The sequence below is a fragment of the Propionibacterium freudenreichii subsp. freudenreichii genome (assembly GCF_000940845.1).
GTDB lineage: Bacteria > Actinomycetota > Actinomycetes > Propionibacteriales > Propionibacteriaceae > Propionibacterium > Propionibacterium freudenreichii.
This window is the reverse complement of sequence record NZ_CP010341.1, coordinates 199812-223552: the sequence shown is the minus strand read 5'-3', so window position 1 is coordinate 223552 and position 23741 is coordinate 199812. Positions and strand designations below refer to the sequence as shown.

General features: G+C 68.1%; 20 protein-coding genes, 1 tRNA gene and 1 pseudogene. 9 read left to right on the top strand and 13 right to left on the bottom strand.

Annotated features, from left to right (window positions below; genetic code table 11):
- Positions 1 to 307: 307 nt before the first annotated feature.
- The 5 genes and pseudogenes from cydC to RM25_RS00875 all read right to left on the bottom strand — a co-directional run bounded on the left by cydC (position 308) and on the right by RM25_RS00875 (position 7666).
- Positions 308 to 1996, bottom strand: a complete 1689-nt coding sequence (gene cydC, locus RM25_RS13460; protein ID WP_230845429.1) for a thiol reductant ABC exporter subunit CydC — start codon at positions 1994 to 1996, stop codon at positions 308 to 310.
- A gap of 402 nt (positions 1997 to 2398) precedes the next feature.
- Positions 2399 to 3967: pseudogene (gene cydD, locus RM25_RS13455) on the bottom strand (thiol reductant ABC exporter subunit CydD); the annotation flags it as partial.
- Positions 3968 to 4050: 83 nt separating this feature from the next.
- The gene (cydB, locus tag RM25_RS00885) at positions 4051 to 5184 is read right to left on the bottom strand and encodes a cytochrome d ubiquinol oxidase subunit II (protein WP_013160098.1); all 1134 of its coding nucleotides are present in this window, start codon (positions 5182 to 5184) and stop codon (positions 4051 to 4053) included.
- A gap of 16 nt (positions 5185 to 5200) precedes the next feature.
- Entirely contained in the window at positions 5201 to 6703 is a 1503-nt protein-coding gene (locus RM25_RS00880; RefSeq protein WP_044635889.1) for a cytochrome ubiquinol oxidase subunit I, read from the bottom strand.
- A gap of 351 nt (positions 6704 to 7054) precedes the next feature.
- Positions 7055 to 7666, bottom strand: coding sequence for a 3'-5' exonuclease (locus RM25_RS00875; RefSeq protein WP_013160096.1), 612 nt, complete (start codon positions 7664 to 7666; stop codon positions 7055 to 7057).
- 147 nt (positions 7667 to 7813) lie between these two features.
- Between RM25_RS00875 and RM25_RS00870 the strand changes: the two genes are divergently transcribed.
- Both RM25_RS00870 and RM25_RS00865 read left to right on the top strand, forming a co-directional pair.
- Positions 7814 to 8428, top strand: coding sequence for a nucleoside/nucleotide kinase family protein (locus tag RM25_RS00870; RefSeq protein WP_173425122.1), 615 nt, complete (start codon positions 7814 to 7816; stop codon positions 8426 to 8428).
- 73 nt (positions 8429 to 8501) lie between these two features.
- The gene (locus tag RM25_RS00865; protein ID WP_044635887.1) at positions 8502 to 8876 is read left to right on the top strand and encodes an FKBP-type peptidyl-prolyl cis-trans isomerase; all 375 of its coding nucleotides are present in this window, start codon (positions 8502 to 8504) and stop codon (positions 8874 to 8876) included.
- Positions 8877 to 9009: 133 nt separating this feature from the next.
- On the opposite strand, the gene RM25_RS00860 is transcribed toward RM25_RS00865, so the two are convergent.
- The 3 genes from RM25_RS00860 to RM25_RS00850 all read right to left on the bottom strand — a co-directional run bounded on the left by RM25_RS00860 (position 9010) and on the right by RM25_RS00850 (position 10415).
- Positions 9010 to 9243 carry a (4Fe-4S)-binding protein gene (locus tag RM25_RS00860; RefSeq protein WP_013160093.1) on the bottom strand — a complete coding sequence of 78 codons (234 nt, stop codon included), beginning with the start codon at positions 9241 to 9243 and terminating at the stop codon, positions 9010 to 9012.
- Positions 9244 to 9331: 88 nt separating this feature from the next.
- Complete coding sequence (locus tag RM25_RS00855) at positions 9332 to 9706, bottom strand: GNAT family N-acetyltransferase (RefSeq protein WP_080774426.1); 375 nt, start codon at positions 9704 to 9706, stop codon at positions 9332 to 9334.
- A gap of 103 nt (positions 9707 to 9809) precedes the next feature.
- Positions 9810 to 10415, bottom strand: a complete 606-nt coding sequence (locus RM25_RS00850) for a TMEM175 family protein (RefSeq protein WP_044635885.1) — start codon at positions 10413 to 10415, stop codon at positions 9810 to 9812.
- 128 nt (positions 10416 to 10543) lie between these two features.
- Between RM25_RS00850 and RM25_RS00845 the strand changes: the two genes are divergently transcribed.
- The 5 genes from RM25_RS00845 (at position 10544) to RM25_RS00825 (ending at position 17102) form a co-directional block, all read left to right on the top strand.
- Positions 10544 to 11197 (top strand): class F sortase, encoded by a 654-nt coding sequence (locus tag RM25_RS00845; protein WP_044636565.1) that lies wholly within the window; start codon positions 10544 to 10546, stop codon positions 11195 to 11197.
- Between the two features lie 163 nt (positions 11198 to 11360).
- Positions 11361 to 12680, top strand: coding sequence for a sensor histidine kinase (locus RM25_RS00840; RefSeq protein ID WP_052809055.1), 1320 nt, complete (start codon positions 11361 to 11363; stop codon positions 12678 to 12680).
- A complete protein-coding gene (locus RM25_RS00835) occupies positions 12670 to 13356 on the top strand; it encodes a response regulator (protein WP_044635884.1) in 687 nt (228 codons plus the stop codon). Before RM25_RS00840 ends, RM25_RS00835 begins: the two co-directional genes overlap by 11 nt.
- Positions 13357 to 13710: 354 nt before the next feature.
- Positions 13711 to 14649, top strand: a complete 939-nt coding sequence (locus RM25_RS00830; protein ID WP_048770099.1) for an ABC transporter ATP-binding protein — start codon at positions 13711 to 13713, stop codon at positions 14647 to 14649.
- Positions 14649 to 17102 (top strand): ABC transporter permease, encoded by a 2454-nt coding sequence (locus RM25_RS00825; protein ID WP_044635883.1) that lies wholly within the window; start codon positions 14649 to 14651, stop codon positions 17100 to 17102. The genes RM25_RS00830 and RM25_RS00825 overlap by 1 nt, the downstream gene beginning before the upstream one ends.
- Before the next feature lie 153 nt (positions 17103 to 17255).
- Here the strand turns inward: RM25_RS00825 and RM25_RS00820 are convergent, their stop codons facing one another.
- Entirely contained in the window at positions 17256 to 18098 is an 843-nt protein-coding gene (locus tag RM25_RS00820) for an aldo/keto reductase (RefSeq protein ID WP_013160085.1), read from the bottom strand.
- A gap of 104 nt (positions 18099 to 18202) precedes the next feature.
- On the bottom strand, positions 18203 to 19252 hold the full coding sequence (locus RM25_RS00815; RefSeq protein WP_044635882.1) for a lactonase family protein: 1050 nt from the start codon (positions 19250 to 19252) through the stop codon (positions 18203 to 18205).
- 86 nt (positions 19253 to 19338) lie between these two features.
- Between RM25_RS00815 and RM25_RS00810 the strand changes: the two genes are divergently transcribed.
- Positions 19339 to 20157, top strand: a complete 819-nt coding sequence (locus tag RM25_RS00810) for a shikimate dehydrogenase (protein WP_044635881.1) — start codon at positions 19339 to 19341, stop codon at positions 20155 to 20157.
- A 90-nt stretch (positions 20158 to 20247) separates the two neighbouring features.
- On the opposite strand, the gene RM25_RS00805 is transcribed toward RM25_RS00810, so the two are convergent.
- Both RM25_RS00805 and RM25_RS00800 read right to left on the bottom strand, forming a co-directional pair.
- Positions 20248 to 20967 (bottom strand): glycerophosphodiester phosphodiesterase, encoded by a 720-nt coding sequence (locus tag RM25_RS00805; RefSeq protein WP_013160082.1) that lies wholly within the window; start codon positions 20965 to 20967, stop codon positions 20248 to 20250.
- The gene (locus RM25_RS00800; RefSeq protein ID WP_013160081.1) at positions 20964 to 21647 is read right to left on the bottom strand and encodes an SDR family oxidoreductase; all 684 of its coding nucleotides are present in this window, start codon (positions 21645 to 21647) and stop codon (positions 20964 to 20966) included. Before RM25_RS00800 ends, RM25_RS00805 begins: the two co-directional genes overlap by 4 nt.
- Positions 21648 to 21779: 132 nt before the next feature.
- On the opposite strand from RM25_RS00800, the gene RM25_RS11680 reads away from it, so the two are divergent.
- Positions 21780 to 23135 carry a VanZ family protein gene (locus RM25_RS11680; RefSeq protein WP_052809054.1) on the top strand — a complete coding sequence of 452 codons (1356 nt, stop codon included), beginning with the start codon at positions 21780 to 21782 and terminating at the stop codon, positions 23133 to 23135.
- Positions 23136 to 23500: 365 nt separating this feature from the next.
- Here RM25_RS11680 and RM25_RS00790 read toward each other — a convergent pair.
- Positions 23501 to 23576: transfer RNA gene (locus RM25_RS00790), tRNA-Arg, on the bottom strand.
- Between the last annotated feature and the right edge of the window lie 165 nt (positions 23577 to 23741).

Here is a 23741-nt window from a genome sequence, read left to right as displayed (position 1 = left end):
AGGGCAACCGGGGGCACGGTCCCGCAGCCACGCTCCTGAGTGGGCACAGTCCCGCTCCTGAGTGGGCACCTGTGCGGGAATGACGCCGCACAACTGCCCACCTAAAGGGGATTCGCGGCCACCCGAAGGGGGATCGGCCCGCATGGACGTCGATCAGGACGTCAGTCAGGACGCCGCTCAGCCCCCGGGCGACCGGACCCGGCCTCACACCCGGCGCTGGCGGGGAAACAGAAGATAGGGGCGGATAAAGCACCGTAGACGGTGCTTTATCCGCCCCTATCCTGCGGGTCTGTCGGTGGACGTGGACTCAGGCCCGGTAGTCGTCAAGGTCGAGGCGCGACGGTGCGGCCTCCATCAGCTCCGGATCGTGGGTGATCACGACGACGGCGGCCTTGTCGACGGCCGACCACACATCGTCCATCAGGGCCTCGGCGGTCTCCGAGTCCAGGTGCTCGGTGGGTTCGTCGAGGATCACCAGTTGGTCGTTGCGTCCACCCACCAGGATGCGCGCCATCGCAATGCGGCGCGCCTCGCCGCCCGACAGGGTGGCGCCCTCCTCACCCACCACGCGGGCGGGATCCATGGTGGCAAGGCCCGCCTTGGACAGGGCCTGCGCCACTTGGGCATCGGTGGCGTCCTTGTCGCCGATGCGCACGTTCTCGGCCACCGAGGTGGCAAAGATGTGCGCGTCCTGCGCAAGGTAGCCGATGGCCGCCGGAGACTGCACGGTGCCGGCGATCGGGTCGATGAGGCCCATCACGGTGGCCGCCAGGGTGGTCTTGCCGACGCCCGAGGCGCCGGTGATCGCCACCCGCTCCCCCGGCCCGACGCGAAGGTTGACGCCCTTGATCACCGCGCCATGCCCGGGCCAGCCGGCCGCAAGGTTGCTGAGCACCAGTTCACCCGGCGGGGTGCCAGCACCAGCGACGGCGCCGCCAGCGCTCGGGACAGCCGGCTGGGGGACATCCGCCCTTGTCGAGGGGGCACCTGTCTGCGGCGTACCCGTTGCCTGCGGGGCACCTGTTGCCTCCGGCACGCTGCGATCGCCCTTGCCGACCGGAGGCTCACGCAGCAGCGCGATCACCCGCCGCAGGGCGGCACGCGCCCTGGTCATCGTCTGGGCGGCGGTGGTCAGATCGGACAGGCTCTCGTGCAGCGCAAGCGGCGTCAGCACCAGGATCGCCAGGTCGCGTCCCAGCAGCTGGCCACCGGCGACCGAGGGACCGCCCACGAGCAGGCCGCCCACCACGGCCAGGCCGCTGCTGAGCATCTGCCCGGCGCTGGCGATGCCGCGCGTCCAGGCGTCGCGCGCCTCGGCGTCGCGCAGCCTGATGTCGGTGGCGCGCATCCGGTCGAGCTGGGCCCCGTCGGCGCCGAAGGCCACCAGGTCGGGAGCACAACGGGCAAGCTGGCGCACCTCGTCGGCCAGCGCGCCACGCAGCGGCACGGCGGCCTCGTCCGCACGGCGCGAGAGCCGCTGACCCAGCCAGGGCAGCCCGATGCCCGCAATGAGGCTGGTGAGCAACAGGATCACGGCCGCCCCGGGCGAGAAGAACGCGATGAGCACGCTGGTGAGGCCGATCACCAGCACGGAGCTGACGAAGGGCACCACGATGCGCACCACCACGTCCATCACGGCATCGACGTCGGCGGTCACGCGCACCAGCAGGTCGCCCTGGTGGCGGCCCAGCAAGGTGGTGCGGGCGAGCTTGGCATAGACGGTCTCCCGCAGCGAACCCTCCATGCGCAGCGCGAGGTCGTGACCCACGAGTCGCTCGGCGTAGCGGAAGACGCCGCGTCCGATGCCGAAGAAGCGCACGCCGACGCTGGCTGCCAGCAGGTACAGCACCGGGGGATGTTCGGCGGCGCGGCTGAGCAGCCAGCCGGACAACGCCATCAATCCCACCGACGAACCGGTGGCGCAGACGGCCAGGATGATGCTGGTGACCAGTCGGCGCGTGCCATGCGGAATGCCGCGGATGAGCTGGCGCACCAGGGCGCTGGTCTGGCCGGGCGCGCTCTCGGCCTCGAGGCCCTTGGCGCTCGCCGGCCGGTCGGGCCGGGCCTCTGCGACGTGGGGCAGCACCGAGCTGGGGTATTGGTCCTCGCCCAGCAGGAAGTCTGCGGAATCACCCGACTCGGTGGACCAGACGCGATGCTGCTTGCGGGCCTCGCGCTTCGACAGTTTGCTCGGGGACGTCGCTGCTTGCCCGGGCGCGGGACCCACGGGGGCACTCACCCCACGCGGCGTCGTGCCCTGCTTGACGTCCGACGGCTCCCCGGCGGTCGAACTCAGCGCGTGGACGGCCGCCGCGGCGGCCCGGGCGTTTCCACTCGTGTGTGAATCAGTTGCGCGGGAATCATCCGGGCGTTGGTCGGAGCCGTCTGCCGGTTCGGCGGCGGGCGCCACGACGTCAACCACCTGGTCGGCCATGGCGATGACGGCCGGGCGGTGGCTCACCACCAGGGCCGAGGCCCCGGAGGCCCGCACGGCCCTGATCGCGATCGCCTCGGTGGACTGGTCGAGGCCCGCAGTCGGTTCGTCGAGCACCAACAGGCGGGCACCGCCCAGCTCGATGCGCAGCAGGGCCCTGGCGAGCGCCACGCGGCGTCGCTCCCCCGAGGACAGGCCCTCCCCCTCGTCGGCCACCACGTGGCTGAGCGCAAGGCTGCGTCCACCGGCCCGGTCGAGGGCGTCGCGCACCTGGGCATCAGTGGCGTCCGAGTGCCCCATCCGCACATTGTCGGCGATGGTGCCGTTGACCATGCCCGGGTCCTGCGACACATAGGCGATGTGGCCGCGCCAGTCGGCCATGTTGACCTCGGCAAGGTCCTGGTCGCCGACGCGGATCTGGCCGGAGGTGGCCGGTTGGAAGCCCATCAGCACCGACAGCGCGGTGGACTTGCCGCCACCGGAGGTGCCGCGGAGCACCACGACCTCGCCGGGGCGCACCCGGCACGAGAACCCGGCCAGTGCCGGGCGGCCGGTGCCCGGATAGCGCACGGACAGGTCGTTGAAGTTGATCGTCGCCGCGGCGGGATCGGGGGCGGGCGCGTCACCGCCGATGTGGGTGGCCTCGGCCGCCTCGATCAGCTCGAAGGCCTTGTCGGCGGCAGCAGTGCCGTCGGCGGAGTCGTGGAAGTGGACGCCCACCTGGCGAATCGGCAGGTAGACCTCGGGGGTGAGGATCAGCACGAACAGCGAGGTGCGCAGGTCGAAGTGGCCGGCCACCACGCGGAAGCCCATGCTCACCGCCACCAGGGCCACCGACAGCGTCGACAGCAGCTCGAGGACGAATGAGGACAGGAAGGCCAAGCGCAGCGTCTTCATGGTCTCGGTGCGGTGCGCCGCCTCGGTGCGTCGCAGGCCCACCAGCTGTGCGCGGGCCCGGCCGAACACCTGCAGCGTCGGCAGTCCGGCGACCAGGTCGGCGAAGTGGTTGGCCAGGCGCGTCTCCACGGCGAAGCGGCGGTCGACCTGCTTCTGGGTGGCCATGCCGATCAGGGCCATGAACAGGGGGATGAGTGGCACCGTGATCGCGATGATGATGGTGGACTCGAGGTCCTGGGTGAGGATCGCCACGCCCACCACGAGCGGCACGCCCACGGCCATCATGAGTTGCGGCAGGTACTTGGAGAAATAGCCGTCCAGCGAGTCCAGCCCCTGGGTGACCAGGGTGATCAGCGTGCCGGTGGGCGTGGACGCATCGGTGGGGCGCGCCAGGCGAGCCGTCATCACATCAGTGCGCAACTGCGACTTCACGGCAGCCGACGCGCGGTGCGCCAGCCACTGGTTGAGCCAGTTGAGCCCCGCACGTGCCACGAAGACGGCCATCAACAGGCCGCAGGCGGCCAGCACGCCATCGGTGTTGTGGGTGTCGAAGACATGCGCGACGGCGTCGGAGATCAGGCGTGCCTGGGCCAGCACCAGGAAGGCCGTGGCGACGCCGACAAGGGCGACTGCCACCAGGAATCCCCTGGTGGCAGTCGCCCTCTTGACCAGTCGCGGGTCGAGCGGCCCGGCCACTCAAACCCTCAACATTGTGGTGATCACACGTGCACCTCGGCCACATTCGGCTCATGCTCGTGCTCGGGCATCTCCTTGGTGGACAGGCGCTTGCTGAACACCCAGTAGCTCCATCCCTGGTAGGCCAGCACGACCGGCACCAGGAAGCAGGCAAACCACGTCATAAGCTTCAGGGTGAGCGGCGAGCTCGACGCGGTGACCATATTGAGCGGGTTGCTCATGTCAGCCGAGATGAAGCCGAGCGTGCCGTACATCTTGACGAAGATCATGGCCAGCATCAGCAGGATCGAGGCGCCGGTGCCGATGAACGCCCAGCCATTGCGCTCGGCGCGCTGCGCCAGGGCAGCCAGGCCGAGCACCACGACGGACAGCAGGCCGGCGGCCCACATCAGCACGGTGGACAGCGAACCCAGGTAGGGGTTCTTGCTCGTGCCGTAGAAGATGTTGGCGGCCAGCACGAAGATCAGTAGCACGGCCACGGTGACCGGGGCCAGCGTGTGCACGAACTTGACGGTCTTGTCGTGGATCGAGCCATAGGTCTTCAGTGCCAGGAACATCGAGCCGTGGGTGCAGAACAGCAGGATGAACAGCACGCCGCCGAGCAGGCCGAAGGGGCTGAACAGCGCCCAGAAGCCGCCGGTGTACAGGTTGGGCTCGCCGAATGCTGCGCTCGTCAGGGGGGCGACGTCCATGCCCTTGACGAAGTTGGCGAAGCCGATGCCGAACACGAGCGAGACGATCAGCGAACCGATCGAGGCGCAGGCGTCGAAGGCATTGCGCCAACGGTCGTCGGGCATCTTGGCGCGGTATTCGAACGAGATGCCTCGCAGGATCAGCCCCACCAGCACCAGGAACAGCGGCAGGTACAGGCCGCTGAACAGGGTTGCGTACCAGCCGGGGAAGGCCGCGAAGGTGGCGCCACCAGCGGTGATCAGCCAGACCTCATTGCCGTCCCAGGTGGGTCCGATCGTGTTGATCATCACCCGGCGTTCCTTGGGATCCTTGCCGAGGATGGGATACAGCATCGAGACGCCGAAGTCGAAGCCCTCAAGGAAGAAGAAGCCGATCCACAGCACCGCGATGAGCAGGAACCACACAATCTGCAGCGGCGACGCGTCCAGGCTCGCCTGCAGCGGAATAAGAGAATTCGTGAGCATGTCTATGTCTCCAGCCTCAGTACGCGAAGGACAGTGGGGCGTCGTCGGTCGGCTTCTCCACCTTCACCAGCGCGGGGAGTCCTTCCTTGATCGTCTTGATGAACAGCTTCAGCACGATGACCGCCACGACCGCGTACACCAGCGTGTACAGGATCATCGTCAGCCACATGGCGCCGGCACCGTTGCCCGGTGAGGCGGCCGTCCAGGTGGGCAATACGCCATTGACGATCCATGGCTGCCGCCCGAGCTCGGTGAGGATCCAGCCGAAGGAGTTGGCGAACAGCGGCATGAACGGCAGGCAGGCCATCAGCACGGCGTAGAACTTGCCGCCCTTTGGCAGGTGATCGCGGCGGGTCTGCACCAGCGTGGCGATGCCGATGATGAAGGCCAGCACGCCGAGCCCGATCATGAGCCGGAAGCTGTAGTAGTTGACCATCACATTCGGCACCGGATCGACCGGCATGGCCTTCAGTTCGTCGGCGAACTGCGACTGCAGGGCGTTCTGCGTGCCGTTGTCGGTGGCGTAGCCCTCCTGCAGGTAGGACTCACGCAGGTCCTGGATGCCCTGGACCTTGGCGTTCGGATCGTTCTTGGCCAGGATGCTCAACACACCGGGCACGTCCAGGCTGAAGACCTTGTGGTACGTCTTGTCCTGGCCGGATCCCTCGGTGGTGATGATGGCGACCACCGAGAACGGGGCGCTCTCCTGGGTCTCGAGCAGGCCCTCTGCGGCGGCCAGCTTCATCGGCTGGTATTCAGCCTCGACCTTGCCCTGGAAGTCACCGGAGATGAAGGTGACCAGCGAGGCCAGGATGAGCACCCAGGCGGAGAAACGTGCCGACTTGCGCCACGTGGAGGTGTCCAGCGAATCGGCCGGCTGGGCGTCGCGACGCTTCTTGGCGAGCCACCAGCCGGAGACGCCGAGCAGCAATGCACCGGCGGTCATGAACGCAGCACCGATGGTGTGCGGGAGGGTGGCGAGGAACACCGGGTTGGTGATCAGCGCCAGGAAGTCGGACAGCTCAGCGCGACCGGTGGCTGCGTTGTAGACGGCACCCACGGGGTTCTGCATCCAGGAGTTGGCAGCCAGGATGAAGATCGACGAGATGAAGCTGCCGAGCGCGGTGAGCCAGATGGTGGCCAGGTGCAGGCCCTTGGGAAGCCGATTCCAGCCGAAGATCCACAGGCCGACGAACGTCGACTCGAGGAAGAAGGCGATCAGGGCCTCGAGGGCCAGCGGGGCGCCGAAGATGTCGCCCACGAACCGGGAGTACTCAGACCAGTTCATCCCGAACTGGAACTCCTGCACGATGCCCGTCACGACACCGGCCGCGAAGTTGATCAGGAAGAGCTTGCCGAAGAACTTCACCAGGCGAAGCCACTGGTCATTGCCCGAACGCACCCACAGCGTCTGAAGGATCGCCAGAAGCCATGTGATGCCGAGCGTAATCGGCACAAAGAAGTAGTGATAGACGGTGGTGATGCCGAACTGCCACCGCGCTAGTACCTGAGCGTCCATAGCCGCAACCTACTGCGGAGACAGGGTGTATCGCATCCTTCGCGCACAGAAACGGACCAAATCGGTCCAGATCTCGGCCGCCCGCAAGCATACAAGACGTTCTTGGGGGCCTCGTAAGGGGGGGTCTATGTAGCGGCGATGCGCTCAAATCTCGGCCGGACCGACGCCGATTTCGCCTGCAGCGAACAGATGCCGGGTAACCCTCGATCCACGCTCGATACAGGGGCTATCACAGCGCAAGGGTCAGGGGAAAACCGGGGCACGATGGCTTCCGGTCGCAAGGCGGGGGTCCCCGGAATCAGACCGCTTCGCTTGCGGTGCGCGCACCCCCACGCGACGCACCCGGGGGGCTCACTCAGGACGCTGCACCAGGTGCGTCTGAGGCTCCACGAACAGCGCCTGCGGCCACGGGTAGCGCCGCGCGCGATCGACCACGTCCTGCCAGGGCAGCTCGCCACCGGCCGCCCGCAGGTAATGGCCGAACAGCTCGGCGGTGGCCCGGGCATCGCCCAGTGCCGAATGCGCATCGCGCAACGAGACGCCCGCCGCCTCACAGCAATCGACCAGCCGACGGCTGCGGGCATGCAGGAAGCGGGTGGACTGGCGCATCGTGCACACCGAGGGAATCGGCTCGGGCGGAATCGTCATGCCGGCGGTACGCAGCTCGGCGGTGAGGAAGCCCACGTCGAACGACGAATTGTGCGCCACCACCACCCGGTCACGCAGCTTGTCGACGAGCCCGGGGGCCAGCTCGGCCATTGTGGGGGCCGCCGCGACATCCGCCGAGGTGATGTGGTGCACGCGCGTGGCGCGCACCGTGCGCCGGGGATTCACCAGCGTGGACCACTCGTCGTCCACATGGCCCTGCGGGTCAAGGCGCACCAGGCCGATCTCGATGATGCGATCGCCCCGGGCGGGCGAGAAGCCTGTGGTCTCGAGGTCCAGCACTGCGTATCCGGCCATGATCTCGATTGTGACACGCGCCTGTGACAAAACCGGCGTCCGCATGCCGCCGCCGAGCCCGCCTGATCACGGGTCGGCGAACCACGAACACAAGCTCACGAACACGGGGTCACGCATGCTGCGCCGTAGGCTTCGCACATGCGCACGATGACCGTTTCCGAATCGCTGACGGCAGCCCACGAATTGGCGAAGCACGGTGAACGGCATCTGCTGGGCCTCACCGGCGAGCCCGGCGTCGGCAAGTCGACCCTGGCAGCACTGCTTGCCGCCGACCTCGGCGCCGACGCAGTGGCCGTGTCGATGGATGGTTTCCATCTCGCCCAGAAGGAGCTCGAACGGCTCGGGCGCGCGAGCCGGAAGGGAGCACCCGACACCTTCGATTCGTGGGGCTTTCTGTCGCTGATGCAGCGGCTCACCACAAATGACGCCCCGGCCGTCTATGCGCCCGAGTACCACCGGGAACTCCACAACCCCGTGGCCGGTGCCATCCGCGTGGACAAGCACGTGCCGCTGGTGATCGCCGAGGGCAACTACCTGCTGCTGCCCGGACGCCCCTGGGGCCTGGCCCACGACATGTTCGACGAGATCTGGTTCCTGCAGACCAACCAGGACCTGCGCCACAAGCGCCTCATCAACCGCCACATGGCCTTCGGCAAGACCGCCCAGCACGCCGAACGGTGGACGCTGGGTCCCGACGAGCGCAACGCCCGCACCGTGCGCGCCCAGATCGGCCGGGCCGATGCGGTGATCGAACTCAGCTGAGCGCACCGGATCGTACCGAAACGCGCTGCCCAGTGGGCGCCCACCCCACCGGCCCGCGCATAGGCTGGCGTGCATGACTAATCCGAACAAGCCCGAGGTCACGCTGCCCGATGAGGCACCCGACGACCTGGTGATCGAAGACATCGTGGAGGGCACTGGCCCGGAGGCGAAGGCCGGCGACCTGGTGGACGTGCACTATGTGGGCGTGGCCCTGAGCAACGGCCAGGAATTCGATTCCAGCTACGGCCGTGGCGAGCCGCTCAGCTTCCAGCTGGGTGTCGGCCAGGTGATCAGCGGATGGGACAATGGCGTGCAGGGCATGAAGGTCGGTGGCCGACGCCGCCTCGTGATCCCCCCGCAGCTCGGCTACGGCGCGCGCGGCGCCGGTGGCGTGATCAAGCCCAATGAGACGCTCGTGTTCGTCTGTGACCTGGTGGGCATCCACTAACTGCGAACCGACTGCGTGACTCGGCGAACCCGGAACACCGCTGGGATGACAAGGGCCGGGCCCGAAGGAAAACCTTCGGGCCCGGCCCTTGTTGCTGCCTGTTCAGGAACTCCCCCGCATGGAGGAAGGCCCCCTATGCCTCGACGGGATGCTCCACGATGCGCAGCGCACCGGAGGGGCAACGCGAGACGACATCGCGCAGATGCTGTGCCAGCTCAGGGGTGTCAGCCACCGTCGGGTTGATCCAGGGACGCTTGTCGATGTCGAAGACCTCGGGCATGCCGCGTACGCACTCCGCAGCGTGCCGGCAGACCTCGCCGTCGAAGGTCACGTCGACCTCGGGGCCGGTGTATGTCTTGCGGGCCATAAGTCACTCCTTGTTGTTCTGTTGATGCTCCATGGGGATCGGGCCCGACTCCTCAGCACGGATCCGATCGACGCCGCTCAGCCCGGCGTCAGTCCTTCACATTGGACGGCTTGGCGCGGTACACGAGGTCCTTGTAATCGGGGTGACGCAGGATCCAGCCCTTGATGAAGGGGCACAGCGGCAGGACCGAACGCGAACCATCGTCGCGGACGTCGTCCAGCGCGAAGCGGGCGATCTTGCTGCCCACGCCCTGGCCCTCGAAGTTGGGCTCCACCTCGGTGTGGGTGAACACGATAAGCTTGTCACCCGACAACATGTACTCGGCGAAGCCGGCGAGATCGCCGTCGATATGTGCTTCGTAGCGTCCCTGCTTCGGGTTGTTCTCAACGTTGACAGTGCTCACGGTGCCTCCTTGGCAACACGGGGGGCTCCCCGGAGGGGAGGCCCCGCCAGATAACACCATCCTACTTGTGAAACACAAGGGGAAATGCCCCGAACACAGACTCCCGTCCAGCGTCCTCGCAGCTGGCCCGATGCGACGCCGCCGCGCCGTTCGCGGGCAACGCTCAGCTCAAGGCCACCAGACGCTCGACACGACGATCGGGAATCACCCAGAGCAGACCGGTGAGCAGGTACATCGCGATCGCGATACCCACGCCCAGATGTCCCGGCAGGTAGTCGGCCCCCGCAGCCGCGGCGATGCCGATGCCGTACAGGATGGGAGACCAGAATCCCTTGCGATCATCGCCCAGCGCCTGGTTGAGCAGCGACTCGGAGGGCTGGCTACGCACCAGCGTGTGCGACAACAGCCAGTACGACGCCGCGGCCAGTAGCAGGTCAACGCCATAGATCAGTACCGGTACGCGTGACAGATCTGAGGCATCCATCCAGTCGGTGGTCATCGGCAGCAGCGACAGCCAGAACAGCAGGTTGAGGTTGCCCCACAGCACCCGCCCGTCGACCCGCTCCACCAGTTGGAAGTAATGGTGGTGGTTGGTCCAGTAGATGCCGACGTAGACGAAGCTCAGCAAATAGCTGAGGAAGCCCAGGCCGGTCTCATGCACCAGGTCGGAGAAGCCATTGCCCTCGGGGGTGTGCAGCTCCAACACCATGATCGTGATGATGATGGCCAGCACGCCATCGCTGAACGCTTCCAAGCGAGTGCTCTTCATGGCGAAATCCTGCCACCGTGCGGGGCAGCCCAGAAGGACTCCGGAACGCGGCATCGGGCCTTGTCGGGCGGACTAACGTGGGGCGCGAATCGGCGGACGTGACCTTGGGAGGACGGCGCAACCGGATCATGACAACCCAACGGCATGCCACGCGCCGGCCCCGTCGGCTCGTGGCCCTGGTGGCGGCACTCGTCGCCCTGGTGCTCGTGGCGGCAGGCGCGGTGCTGGTGGTGCGTTCGCTCAATGCGTCGCGTGACGCGCCACGCGACATGGCCGGCAATCCGGTGCGCTTCGCGCCGGGCAATACCCCGGCCCCCTCGACAATCGACCAGATGCAGGTGCGCGACGCCGATTCGGGGCGCCTGCAGGTGCCCTCGGTGGGGTTGGACGTGCCCCTGGGCTCGATGCTGGCCGTCGACAATGTGGTCAATCCCCCGGGCTTCACGCAGGCCTATTGGGTGCGCAATGTGGGCGTGGCGCCCGCCGACGCGACCAGCGGCACGGTCTATGTGGTGAGCCATTCGGTGAGCAGGGGCCGCGCGCCGGGCAACTACCTGCTCAATGTGGACAAGGGCAGTTCGGCGGTGAACCCCGGCGACCTGATCGACGTGGACGGCCACGACTACATCGCCCAGTCGTGGCGGGCGGTCGGCAAGACGCAGCTTCCCGCGGCACAGGACCTGTGGGACGCCGTGCCCGGACGCCTGGTGCTCATCACCTGCCTCGAGCAGCCCGACGGCAGCTCCCCGGACAACCTCGTGGTGGTCGCCCAGCTGCGGTGAGGACGGGCCGGGAAGCCAACCCCCGCGAATCCAAGCCCGCTGAATCCAGCCCCGCCGAATCCAACCCCGCTGAATCCGACTGGGGGTGGACGCGCTCGCGGCGTCGTCGCACGCACAATGGGGTGATGACCTCCCCGCTGCCCCTGCCGCCTAAGGTGTCGTCGTGCCCAGGGTGAAACAGGTCAGCGACTGGTTCGGGGCCCATCCCATGTTCGCCGACTCGGTATGGGCCGGCCTGATCGGCATTGCGAGCCTGGTGGCCACCGCCAACCTCAACAGCCGGTGGGTCCACATCAGCCCCGTGCCGACGTTGGAGGTCCTCTCCATCGTGTGGGCCCTCTCTTTCGCCATCCCGATGATCTGGCGGCGCACCCGTCCCGTGCTGGCCTGTTGGCTGCTGCTGATCCCCCATGTGGTGCAGCTGGTGGTCACCTCGCAACCGATGCCGGGCAACATCACGGTGATCATGATGATGTATGCCGTGGCGGTGCACGGCTCGCAGCGCGCCGGACGCATCTGGCTGGGCGTCGGAATCCTCGCCGCGGCGGCCGCCGGGCTGCGGTGGAGCTATCAGGGCAACGGCCTCGAACAGTTCCTGACCGTCGCCATCTTCAACTTCCTCGGCCTGTCGGCCTTGGTGCTCGCCAGCTGGCTGCTGGGGGCCTTCAACCGGGAACGCCATGCCACCGTGGCATCCTTGCGTGACCGCGCCGAGGCCCTGGAACGCGAACGCGACCGCTTTGCCGAGCTGGCCGCCGAGCAGGAGCGCTCCCGCATCTCACGCGAGATGCACGACGTGGTGGCCCACTCCCTCAGCGTGATCGTGGTGCAGACCGACGGGATTCGCTACGCGCTCGACCAACCCGGCGACCCTGCCGCCCAGGTGGAACAGGCCCGCGGCGCTCTCGACACCATCGGACAGACGGCCCGCACCGCGTTACGCGACACCCGCGCCCTGGTGGGCGCGCTGCGCGACGGCGAGAGCGTCGAGATGGCGCCCCAACCCCAACTCGACGACATCCCCCAGCTGGTGGCGTCCACGGCGAACTCCGGGCTGCCCGTCGAGCTCACGATCGACGGCGACCCCGCATGGCACGCCCCGCTCGGCCCCGCCCAGCAAGCGGCCGCCTACCGCATCGTGCAGGAGTCACTGACCAATGTGATCAAGCACGCCGGACCCGGCGCACAGGCCTGGGTGCGCCTCATCCACGACCCGTCCGGACTCACCATCTGGGTGCGCGATGACGGCCAGGGCACCCTGGACAATGATGGCCTGGGGCACGGCCTGATCGGCATGCGCGAACGCGTCGCCTCGTCGCACGGCACGCTGACGGCGCGCAATCGCCTCGACGGCGGGTTCGAGGTGATCGCTACGCTGCCGGTGGGCGATCAATCCGCCGCCGCCCAGGCGGCAGGTCCACGCCCGGACACGCATCGCAGGGGGAACGACAATGGTCGCAGGGGAGAAGACAATGCCCGATGAGCCGATCCGGCTGCTGCTGGCCGACGACCAGGAGATGGTGCGGGTGGGATTCCGCATGGTGCTCGACTCCCAACCCGATATGACCGTGGTCGCCGAGGCCCCCAATGGCCGCGACGCCGTCGATGCGGTGCTGCGGGCCGCACCCGGACAGGCCCCCGACGTCGCCCTGATGGACATCCGGATGCCCGTGCTCGACGGGGTGGCCGCCACCAGCGAGATCGTGGCCGGCAGCGACACCCGCGTGCTGATCCTCACCACCTTCGACCTCGACGAATATGTCTATTCGGCGCTGCAGGCCGGCGCCTCGGGCTTCCTGCTGAAGGACGCCGGACCCACCGAGCTGCTGGCCGCCATCCGGGCCGTGGCCTCGGGCGACTCCGTGGTGGCACCCAGCGCCACCCGACGCCTGCTTGAGCGCTTCGTGCCCACGCTGCCCACTGCCCAGTCGGGGGGCGACACCAAGAAGCGGCTGGAGGCGCTGACCGACCGCGAGCGCGAGGTGCTCACGCTGGTGGGCCAGGGGCTCAACAACACCGAGATCGCCGAGACGCTGTTCCTGGGCGGCGCCACCGTGAAGACCCATATCGGCCACATCCTGGCCAAGCTGGAGCTGCGCGACCGGGTGCACATGGTGGTCTTCGCCTACGACGCCGGCCTGGTGCACCCGCGCGGCTGAGCGCGTTCGAGCGGACCCGATCCCGCCGGTACACGACTCGTCCACACAACTCGTCTGACGACGCGACCCTTCCACAAGGCGCCCGTCGAATTTCCGCGACCCTGTGGATACCTCCACTTTTGGGGCGCTTCCCTGAGAGCCTCCCCCCTGAGGAGGAGACAAGAACCCGACCTGCGCCCGATGTGCGCCGAGGGGTCGCGCTGTCAGAGTTGATGCGAAGGTCGGGGCAGTGTGCTGCCGGCGCCCGATGTCCGGTGCGCAGGCGGTGCTGATGCCAGCACGCCACGCAGCCCGCCCCTTCGAACCTGATCCAGCTTCCCCGGACCAACCGGCCCGGACCTGACAAGGAGAATCATGACGACCATGACGCAGCCGACAACGGCCGCGGTGCGCACCGTGCACCTCACGAAGATCTACGGGCAGGGTGACACACAGGTGACCGCCCTGGACGATGTGAGCGTCGAGTTCATCCGCGGCCAGTTCACCGCCATCATGGGCCCCTCCGGTTCGGGCAAGTCGACGCTGATGCACTGTGCTGCCGGCCTCGACACCCCCACCAGTGGACAGGTGTTCATCGGCCAGGTGGACGCCACCTCGCTGAGCGACACCAACCTCACGCTGTTGCGGCGCGAACGCGTCGGATTCGTGTTCCAGGCGTTCAACCTGCTGCCCACGATGACCGCCGAGCAGAACATCCTGCTGCCGCTCAAGCTGGCCCACAGCAAGCCCGACAGGCAATGGCTCGACACGATCGTGAAGGTGCTCGGCCTGCAGGACCGGCTCAGCCATCGTCCCGCCGAGCTGTCGGGCGGCCAGCAGCAGCGCGTCGCCGTCGCACGCGCACTCATCACGCGTCCCGAGGTGATCTTCGCCGATGAGCCCACCGGCGCCCTCGATTCCGCCGCCAGCAATGAGCTGCTGGACTTCCTGTCGCGCAGCGTCCATGAGTTGGGCCAGACCATCGTGATGGTTACCCACGACGCGCACGCCGCCGGCTTCTCCGACCGCGTGCTGCGCCTGGCCGACGGACGCATCGTCTCCGACGAGCCGGTGAACCACCCGGTGGCCGGGCAGACCCCCGTGCCGACCACCGGCTTCACCGCCGGCGCCGTCGCGGGTGCCACGAACTATGCGCCGGCGCCGTCGACTCCCCCGCAGATGCCGACCCCGCAGATGCCCAATCCCCAGATGCCACCGCCCCAGATGCCTGCCCCGCAGGCGCCGGCGGCCACCCCGCAGCGCCCCGACGACGCCAACGGCACCGGACTCAAGCGCCAGGCCGGTGACGCCTGATGCTGCGCCAGCCACGACAACTCATCAGCGCAGGCATCGCGATCCTGTTGGGGGTGGCCTTCGTGGCCGCCACCTTCGTGTTCAGCGCCTCGTTGAACGCCGGCATGACCAAGCTGGTCGCCGGCATGGTGGGCGACGCGAAGGTTGCCGTCAGCCCCTCGGAAAACACCTACACCCCGGTGACCCCGCAGCAGGCCGATACCGTCAGCAAGGTGCCGGGCATCACCCGTGCGAAGAAGATCGTGCAGGGCAGCGCCACCCTGCAGGTCGACGGCCAGGACAACCGGGCGCTGATCAGCTCGCAGCCCGACCTGAGCTCCGAGACCACGCTGTTCGAGGGCACGCTCGCCAAGGGTGATGGCCAGGTGAGCATCAGCAAGTCAGCCGCCGACGCCTATCACCTCAAGCTGGGCGACAAGGTGACGCTGGAGACCTTCGACAACCAGACCTTCGACGAGACCGTCGTCGGCATCATCAACGCCGGCAACGACGCGGTCACCCAGCCGCTCGCCAGCTGGGTCTTCGCCCCCACCGAGCAGGCCATGGCCATGGCGTCCACCAATGGCTACAACCTGGTGCTGCTCTACGGCAACGGCGACGACACCGCGCTGCGCGATGCGGTGCAGTCGGCCCAGGGCGTCTCGGACGCCCAGCTGACCGTGCGCACCGGGCAGGACGAGGTGAAGGCGGCCATGAAGCAGATGACCGGCAGCACCAACTCCATCCAGTACGTGCTGCTCGGCTTCGCCGCGATCGCCCTGTTCGTGGGCATCATCGTGATCGCCAACACCTTCTCGATCCTGGTGGCCCAACGCGTGCGCCAGCTGGCCCTGCTGCGCTGCGTGGGAGCAACCCGCAACCAGGTGTTCGGCATGGTCTTCGGTGAAGCCGCGCTCCTGGGCCTGGTCGGTTCCGTGGCAGGCATCCTGGCCGGCTTCGGCCTGGCCGCCGCGCTGATCCCGCTGGCCTCGAAGGGTGCGCAGATCCCGCTGGCGTTCTCCATTTCACCCGCAGCGGTGATCGTGCCGCTCGTGGTGGGCGTGCTCATCACCCTGGCCGCGTCGATCTCGCCGGCGCGCAAGGCCACGCGGGTGGCTCCCCTGGCCGCCATGCGTCCCGAACTGGCCGTCGGCAAGGCCAAGCGCCTGGGCATCGTGCGCGCCATCATCGGCGTGCTGCTGGTGGCCGGTGGTGCCGCGATGTTGGCCATGGGCATGGTGCGCGCCAAGCCCAACTCGGGCATGAGCGGACTGGTGATCGCCATCGGCGGCGGCCTGCTCAGCTTCATCGGCGTATTGCTGGTGGGTCGCGGCCTGATCCCCGCACTGGCCCGGCTCATTGGCACGCCGCTGGCCAAGTCGAGCGTGTCGGGTGACCTCGCGGTGGGCAACACCCGCCGCAATCCCGGACGCGCCGCGGCCACCGCCAATGCGCTGTTGGTGGGCGTGACGCTCATCACGCTGCTGACCGTCGGTGCCTCCGCGTCGCAGGCCAGCCTCGACCGTTATCTGTCGGCCACCTACCCGCAGGATGCGGTGGTGTCAGCCGTCAAGAGCGTCGACGAGCAGACCCTGACCAGGATCAAGGCCACCGATGGCGTGCAGGACGCCGCCCTGGTGCCCAGCACCACCGCCGATGTGAGCTATGGCACCACGAACACCGAGCGCAAGGTGGATGGCGTTGACAACGCCGCCGCGCACCTGACGCACTTCCCCCAGCGCTACGAGAACCTGGACGACAACACCGTCCGCACCTCCGACACGAGCCTCCACGATGGCGAGACGGTGACCATCAAGGGCACCGCCGGCACCACGGTGCAGCTCACCGCCAAGGTGTCCGACGACTACGCCCCGACGTTGATCGTCAGCACCACCGTGCTGAACAAGATCGACGCCGATGCCCCCGACAGTGCCTGGGTGCAGTACAAGGCGGGCGCGAACGTGAACACCGTGACCACCGACCTGGGCAAGGCGATCGGCAACCTGGGACATTCGTCCATCGACAGCGGCGCCCAGGCACGTGCCCAGTTCGGGCAGATGATCGACATCGTCCTGGCCGTGGCCGTGGGCCTGTTGGCGGTGGCCGTGGCGATCGCCGTGATCGGTGTGGCCAACACATTGGGGTTGTCGGTGCTGGAGCGCACTCAGGAAATCGGCCTGTTGCGGGCGCTGGGCATGACCCGCCGCCAGGTGCGGTCAATGATCAGCTGGGAGGCGGTGATGATCGCCGTGGTTGCCGCGGCGCTCGGCCTGGCTCTCGGCGTGGCCTATGGCCTGATCGGCGCGAAGGTCATGCTTGGCTCCATCACCAGCACCCCGTTCGTGGCGGGACTGCCGTGGGTGCGCCTGGCGGCCATCGGCGTGATCGCGGTGGCGGCCGGATGGTTGGCCTCGTTGATCCCCGCATCGCGGGCCAACCGCATCTCTCCCTCGGCGGCACTGGCCACCGAGTAGCCGACCCACCAGTTGGCACAGCAACAAGGACCCATGTCCGACGGCGGGTTGTCACCCGCTCGCCACCGGACGTGGGTCCTTGCTCTTGCTGCAGGCCGTCCCGAGGGACCCCGGTCAAGACCGCGCCGGGCGCCACACATACAGCCGACCGGCTCAGTTGCCGGTCTTGTCGGAATCGTCGATCTTGGCGTTCGGATCGGCCAACGCGTCGATGGCCTTCATCTCCTGGGCCGACAGCTCGACGCCGATTGCCTCGAGGTTCGTGCGCTGGTGCTCGGGGTTCGCCGACTTCGGAATCGTGACGATCCCCTGGTTGAGTTCCCAGGCCAGCACCGCAGCGGCCGGCGTGATGCCGTGCTTCTTGGCGGCGTCCAGCACGGCCGGCGCATTGAGCACGCCGTCGGCGCCACGTCCCAGCGGGCTCCATGCCTCGGTGACGATGTCGTGGTTGTCGAGGAAGTCGCGCACCTCCAGGCGCGGACGCGAGGGGTCGAGCTGGATCTGGTTCACCTCGGGGGTCATGCCCTCGGTGATCAGGTCGTCGAGGTGGTGCACCTTGAAGTTGGAGACGCCGATCGCCTTGGCCAGGCCCTGTTCCTTGAGCTCGACCATGCCGCGGTAGGCGTCAACGTAGCTGCCCTCGCCGGGCATCGGCCAGTGCATCAGGAACAGGTCGACGTAATCGAGCCCGAGGCGCTCCAGGGAATGCTCCAGGGCCTCATGCACGCCCTTCCTGCTGTGCCACTGCTTGGAGAACTTGGTGGTGACGAAGATCTCGGCGCGATCGGGGCCGGCCTCACGCACCGCCTTGCCGACGGCCTCCTCGTTGCCGTAGGCCTCAGCGGTGTCGACCAGCCGGTAGCCCTGCTCGATGGCGCTGGCCACGGCGGCGCGGCACTCCTCGCCCTTCAGCGGCCAGGTGCCCATGCCGAGCATCGGCATCCTGGTGCCGCCTGACAGTTCGACGGTGGGGGTGGGTGTGGTGGGAATGATCATCGTTTTCCTTCCTGGGGGCGGGCCACCGGATCAGTGGCGTCTCCTGTTACCAGTCTTGCCACTTGATACGACCAGACTCAAGTCTGGGGCCGCGTGAACCGCCGTCAGCTCCCGATGCTGGCGAACCAGACCGGCCCGCCCAGGCCCTCCACCTCGGCCACGGGCTCCAGCTGGTCGTCCACCCGGTAGATCGTTGCGGTGTCGCCCAGCTCGGCGCCGGCAATCACGTGATGGTCACCGATCAGGCCCATGCCGCGCGGCTGCTTCTCGGTGGGCACGTGGTCGAGCCGGGCCCCGAAGCTGCCGTCGTCGTCGAGGGCCTGCAGGTTGAGCGTGGACGCGCGCCGCTCGCTGGCCACGATCCAGTGGCGTTGCGGGTCGAGGGCCAACTCGGCGCCCCAGTGGCGCAAGGTCTGGTCGTCGAGGCTGGGGGTGCTGCCGCTGGGCACGTGCACGCCGGGACGCAGGTCATCGGCGCGGTCCGAATAGGGCACGCGCTCGGCCACCGTCAGCCGGCCGCTGTCGGGGTCGCGGGTGAGGTGCACGATGTGGCCGCCCAGTTCCTCGATGAGGTAGCCGTGCTCCCCCGACGCGTCGAACACCAGGTGGCGCGGGCCGGTGCCGTGCTCGAACTGCACGCCGATCTGCTCGTCGGCCACCAGTTCGCCGTCGGACACGCGGAAGCCCTGCACCCGGTTGGCACCCAGTTCCACCACATAGACGTGGCGTCCGTCGGGCGAGGGTTCGACGCAGTGTGGTTGCTCGCCCACCTGCTCCACATGCCAGGCCGAATCGTCGATCAGGTGGTTGTCCCACACCGGCGCCCAGGCCAGGCGGCTGGCGTGGTAGCTCACCACGAAGGCCATCCGGTCGTCGGGCGTGAAGCTCAGGTAGGTGGCCGACAGGGGGCAGTTGACCTCGCTGAGCACCTGGCAACTGCCGTCGGGCAGCAACTTGAGCGTGCTGACGCGCAGGGGATCGGCGCCCGTGGCCACCCGCAACAGCCGGCGTTCGCGGTTGAGTTCCAGGGGCATCGGCTTGGGCCCGAGGTTGAGCCGCGACACGACCTCGGCGGTCTCGGCCTTGTCGTCGAAGCGCACCGTGGTGATGAGGCCGTCGCGCCTGCCACTGACATAACACAGCTGGGTGGACATGTTCCCAACCTAACCACGCCGCGCTTCGCGTCCATGGCCGGCCGGTAGGCTGAAACACGTCGACAGGCCCACCCCAAGGAGTTCGGATGACCCATCACGCAGCTGTCATTGGCAGCCCGATCGCGCATTCGTTGTCGCCGGTGTTGCACCGTGCGGCCTACCAGCAGCTCGGCCTGCACGACTGGGAGTACGACGCCATCGAGGTGACTCCCGACACCCTGGGCGAGTTCATCGCCAGCCGCGACAACAGCTGGGCCGGCCTGTCGGTGACCGCCCCGCTGAAGGAGGCGCTCATCGAGTTCGGGCGTCCCGACCAGCAATCGTCGGAGCTGCAGAGCGCCAACACGCTGATCTTCGGACACCCCAACCGGCTGTTCAACACCGACGTGACCGGCCTGCGCGACGCGATGGCCAGCTACGACGTGATCATGCCCGGCACCGCGGTGATCATGGGGGCCGGCGCCACCGCCCGCAGCGCCATCTCGACGCTGGTGCGCCTCGGCTGCCGGGTGATCCGGGTGGTCGCCCGCGACGCCGGACGCGCCCACGCCAGCCTCGACCGGGTTGCCGCCCTGTACGGCACCGACCTGGAGATCGTTGACTGGTCGGGCTTCGACGCCCTGGGTGCCGACAGCGCCGATGTGCTCATCTCCACCGCCCCGGTGCAGTACACGCCCGAGGAGGCCGCCCAGCTGGCCGCCGTCTCGCAGGTGATCTTCGACATCGTCTACCAGAACTACCCCACCAACCTCAGCCGGGCCGCCATCAAGGCCGGCCGGGTGAGCGTCGACGGCGTCGACCTGCTGGTGCACCAGGCCATCGACCAGGTGCGCCTGATGACCGGCGAGGAGCCCTTGGCCGAGCCGCTGATCGAGGTCTGCCGCGCGGAGCTCGCCAAGCGTTGAGCTGCGGGGGCGCGGGGACGCCCCGTTCGGTTGAACTGTGAACACCCCGGGCGCCGGTCCGGTCAGGCCGATTCAGGCCACGAAAGGGCGTCAGGCGTCGCGCACGCCCAGGGCCACGTCGGGCACATTGGTGATGATCGCATCCACCTCGAGGTCGAGCAGCGCCTGGATCTGGGCGGGCTTGTCGATCGTCCACACGTTCACCGACAGGCCGCGCTTGTGGGCTGCGCGCACGACGCCCGGGTTCACCCGCACCGCCCGTCCCGAGGGATGCAGGGCACTGGCGCCGAGCTCGGCGGCGTATTTCGCGGCACGCCACAGCACCGAGTCGTAGAGCAGGCCCACCGGATAGTCGCGCTCGGCAAGCCGGCGCATCGAGCGGTGGTTGAACGACGAGTAGAACACCTTGTCATCCCACCCCGCGGCATGCACCAGCGCGAGCACCTGGGCCTCCATGCCCTCATAGGGCACCACCGAGTTCTTCAGCTCGATGTTGATCATCAGCCCGGTGGGGCCGAGCACGTCGAACACCTCGGCCAGCGTGGGGATGGCCACATTGGTGAACTCCGGATGGCCCGCCGAGAAGTCGAACTCCTTGAGCTGCGACAAGGTGTAATCAGCCAGGTTGCCGACGCCATTGCTCGTGCGGTCGATCGTCTCGTCGTGGCAGACCACCAGCTGGCCGTCACGGGTGCGTTGCACGTCGAGCTCAACCCCGTCGGCACCCAGGGTGGCGGCCGCCTGGAAGGCGGGCAGGGTGTTCTCGGGGGCGGCCGCGGAGGCGCCGCGGTGGGCCCAGACGGCGGTCACAGTGCCGGCCTGACCGACACCGTGTCGACATTGGCGCCCGGACGCATCGTCAGGGCCAGCTCCACGGCACGGGCGACGTCGGCGGGCTGCAGGTAGCGCTCGGGTTGGTACTGCGCACCGAGCTGGCGCTGGATGTCCACCTGCATGTCGGTGTCGACGCGGCCCGGGTGCACCGAGGTGACGCGCACGACGCCGCGTTCCTCCTCGCGCAGGCCGTCGGTGAAGGCAACCAGTGCGTGCTTGGTGGCGGCGTAGCAGGTCTGGCCGGGACCGGTGTGGAATCCCGAGCCGGAGTTGATGGTAACCACCTGGCCGTGCGCCTCGCGCAGCTTGGGCAGCAGTTCGGCGGTGAGGTCGGCCACCGCCACCACGTTGATCTCGTAGAGGTCGCGCCAGTCCTGGCGGCTCAGTTCGGACACCGGGCCCATCACCACCGCGCCGGCCGAGTGCACCACCGCGTCGAGGTGGCCGATCTGTTCCACTGCGGCCTGCATCGCGCCGGCGTCGGTGAGGTCGGCGATGAAGGGCTCGGCGCTGGGCAGGGCCTGCACCACCTTCCTCACCTGGTCGGGATGCCGGCCGCCGACCAGCACATGCCAGTCGTCCGCCAGCTCGTCGGCGATCGCACGCCCGATGCCACGGGTTGCGCCGGTGATGAGAACCGCTCTGCGTTCAGCCATGGCCTCAGCCTAATGAGCGCGCCGCGGGGGTGGGGCACCCGACCGATCGTTATCCAGTCGACGCCGGCGACCGGCGTCCCGGCTGGAATACTGGTGCGGCCCTGCGAGCACACGCTGGTTCGAGAGGAAGCAATGGAAGTCTGGCAGAACAACGCCTTCGTCACGGTGCTGGTGGGAGGCGTCGCCTTCCTGGTGCTGTTCCTTCCCTATGTGGTGTGGTCATTCCACCGGTTCGGCCAGCTGAGCTTCCGGCGGATCATCGGGTGGGCCGCAGTGTGCGTCTATTTCACCGGCCTGGCCGTGTACACGCTGGTGCCGTTCCCCGAGGACCCGCAGGCCTTCTGCGCGTCGACGCACGTGGGCTACAACCTGCATCCCCTCGAGTTCATCACCGATATCCGCACGCAGACCGCCGGCATGGGCCTGCGGACCGCGCTGACCAGCGCCGTGGTGTTGCAGGTGGTGTTCAACGTGGTGCTGTTCGTGCCACTCGGCGTGCTGCTGCACCGCTATTTCCGGCGCGGCGTGATCACCAGCACGCTCATCGGCCTCATCGTGTCGGTGTGCATTGAGACCACGCAGTACACGGGCTTCTTCGGCCTGCTGCCGTGCGCCTATCGCGTGGCCGATGTGGACGATGTGATCACCAATACCGCCGGCACGCTGATCGGGGCGCTCATCGCGCCGCTGCTGTTGTTCTGGATGCCGGCCTCGCGCACGTTGACGTCCACCCGGCTGGTGGCCCGGCCGGTCACCTCGATGCGCCGCTGGGTGGGCATGGTGGTGGATGGCTTCCTGTTCTACCTGATCGCCGCCAGCAGCTCCATCGCCGTGCTGGTGGCCGGACGCCTGCTGTCGTGGTGGCCGGTGGAGGCCGAGCCCGAGTGGATCTCACCGGCGGGTGATGTGGTGGCGTTGTTGATGGTGTTCGTGATCCCCTCGCTGACCGGTCGGGGCGGGTCCCTTGGCCAGCGGGTGGTCTGGCTGACGCCGCGGTGGCCTGCGGCGGCTGGCTCGGGTGACGGGTCGGGCGGGTCGGTCGGCGCTGATTCGTCGGGTGGCACGGTCGGCGGCGGTTGGCCGGACGACGCAGCGCCTGACGGAGGGCAGATGGGCGGTGGAACGTACCGCGGTGGGTCGCTGGACAGTGGATCTGCGAGCAGTGGGCTGTTGGACAGTCGAACCCTGGCCAATGGGCCGCTGTGGCGACGCCTGGCGCGTTCGCTGGTGGTCGTCGGCCCGCTGGTGGCCACGCGGGTGCTCCAGCTGTTCATCGGTGAGCCGGTGTCGGGCGCGCTCAATGCGCTGTCCACGCTGGTGATCGTGCTCGCCGTGGTGATGGTGGTGCCCACCCGCAGCCACCGGTCATTGTCGGGCTGGTTGACCGGTGCCGACATGGTCGACTCCCGGAGCGTGACGCCCACCGTGGCGGGTCCCGGCGCGGGTGATACCGGCGTGGGTGGTTCCGGCGCGGCCGACCCAGCCTGACGACGCGTCCTGCTCCGCCCTGGTTCTGCCGCTGTCTGGTCTCTCACTGGGCAGTTGTGCGGCAATGACGTCGCACAGGTGCCCACCCAAGGGGGTCAGGCCAAGTGGATGTCAGCCCGAGTGGACGTCAGGCCGGGCGGACGCCGGACCACGCAGCCGGGACGGTCAGGCAGGCATGCCCACGAGATAGGTGCGGATTGAGCACCACGGACGGTGCTTCATCCGTACCTGTCGTCGCGTCTCACCGCGTCGGGCATCAGGATCGGCCCGCGGCGTCTGGCCGGACGCGGTCCCGGCCCCGAACCCACGGACGTACAGGCCCCAAACGCAAAAAGAAGGCCCCGCTTTCGCGGGGCCTTCTTGAGTGGCGCGCCCAGAGGGATTCGAACCCCCAACCTTCTGATCCGTAGTCAGATGCTCTATCCGTTAAGCCATGGGCGCATCGCCTTGCGGCGCCTCACCATGCTAGTACATGGGTGCCATCTGATCCAAGCCGAGTTGTCGGCGACGACCGGCTGCGCGGCAGTCCGCGTCGCCCACCGACCGGGCAACCGGGGCCCACGGCAGGCGTCGTCGTGGGCAACGAAAAGCGGTCCGCCACCGAGG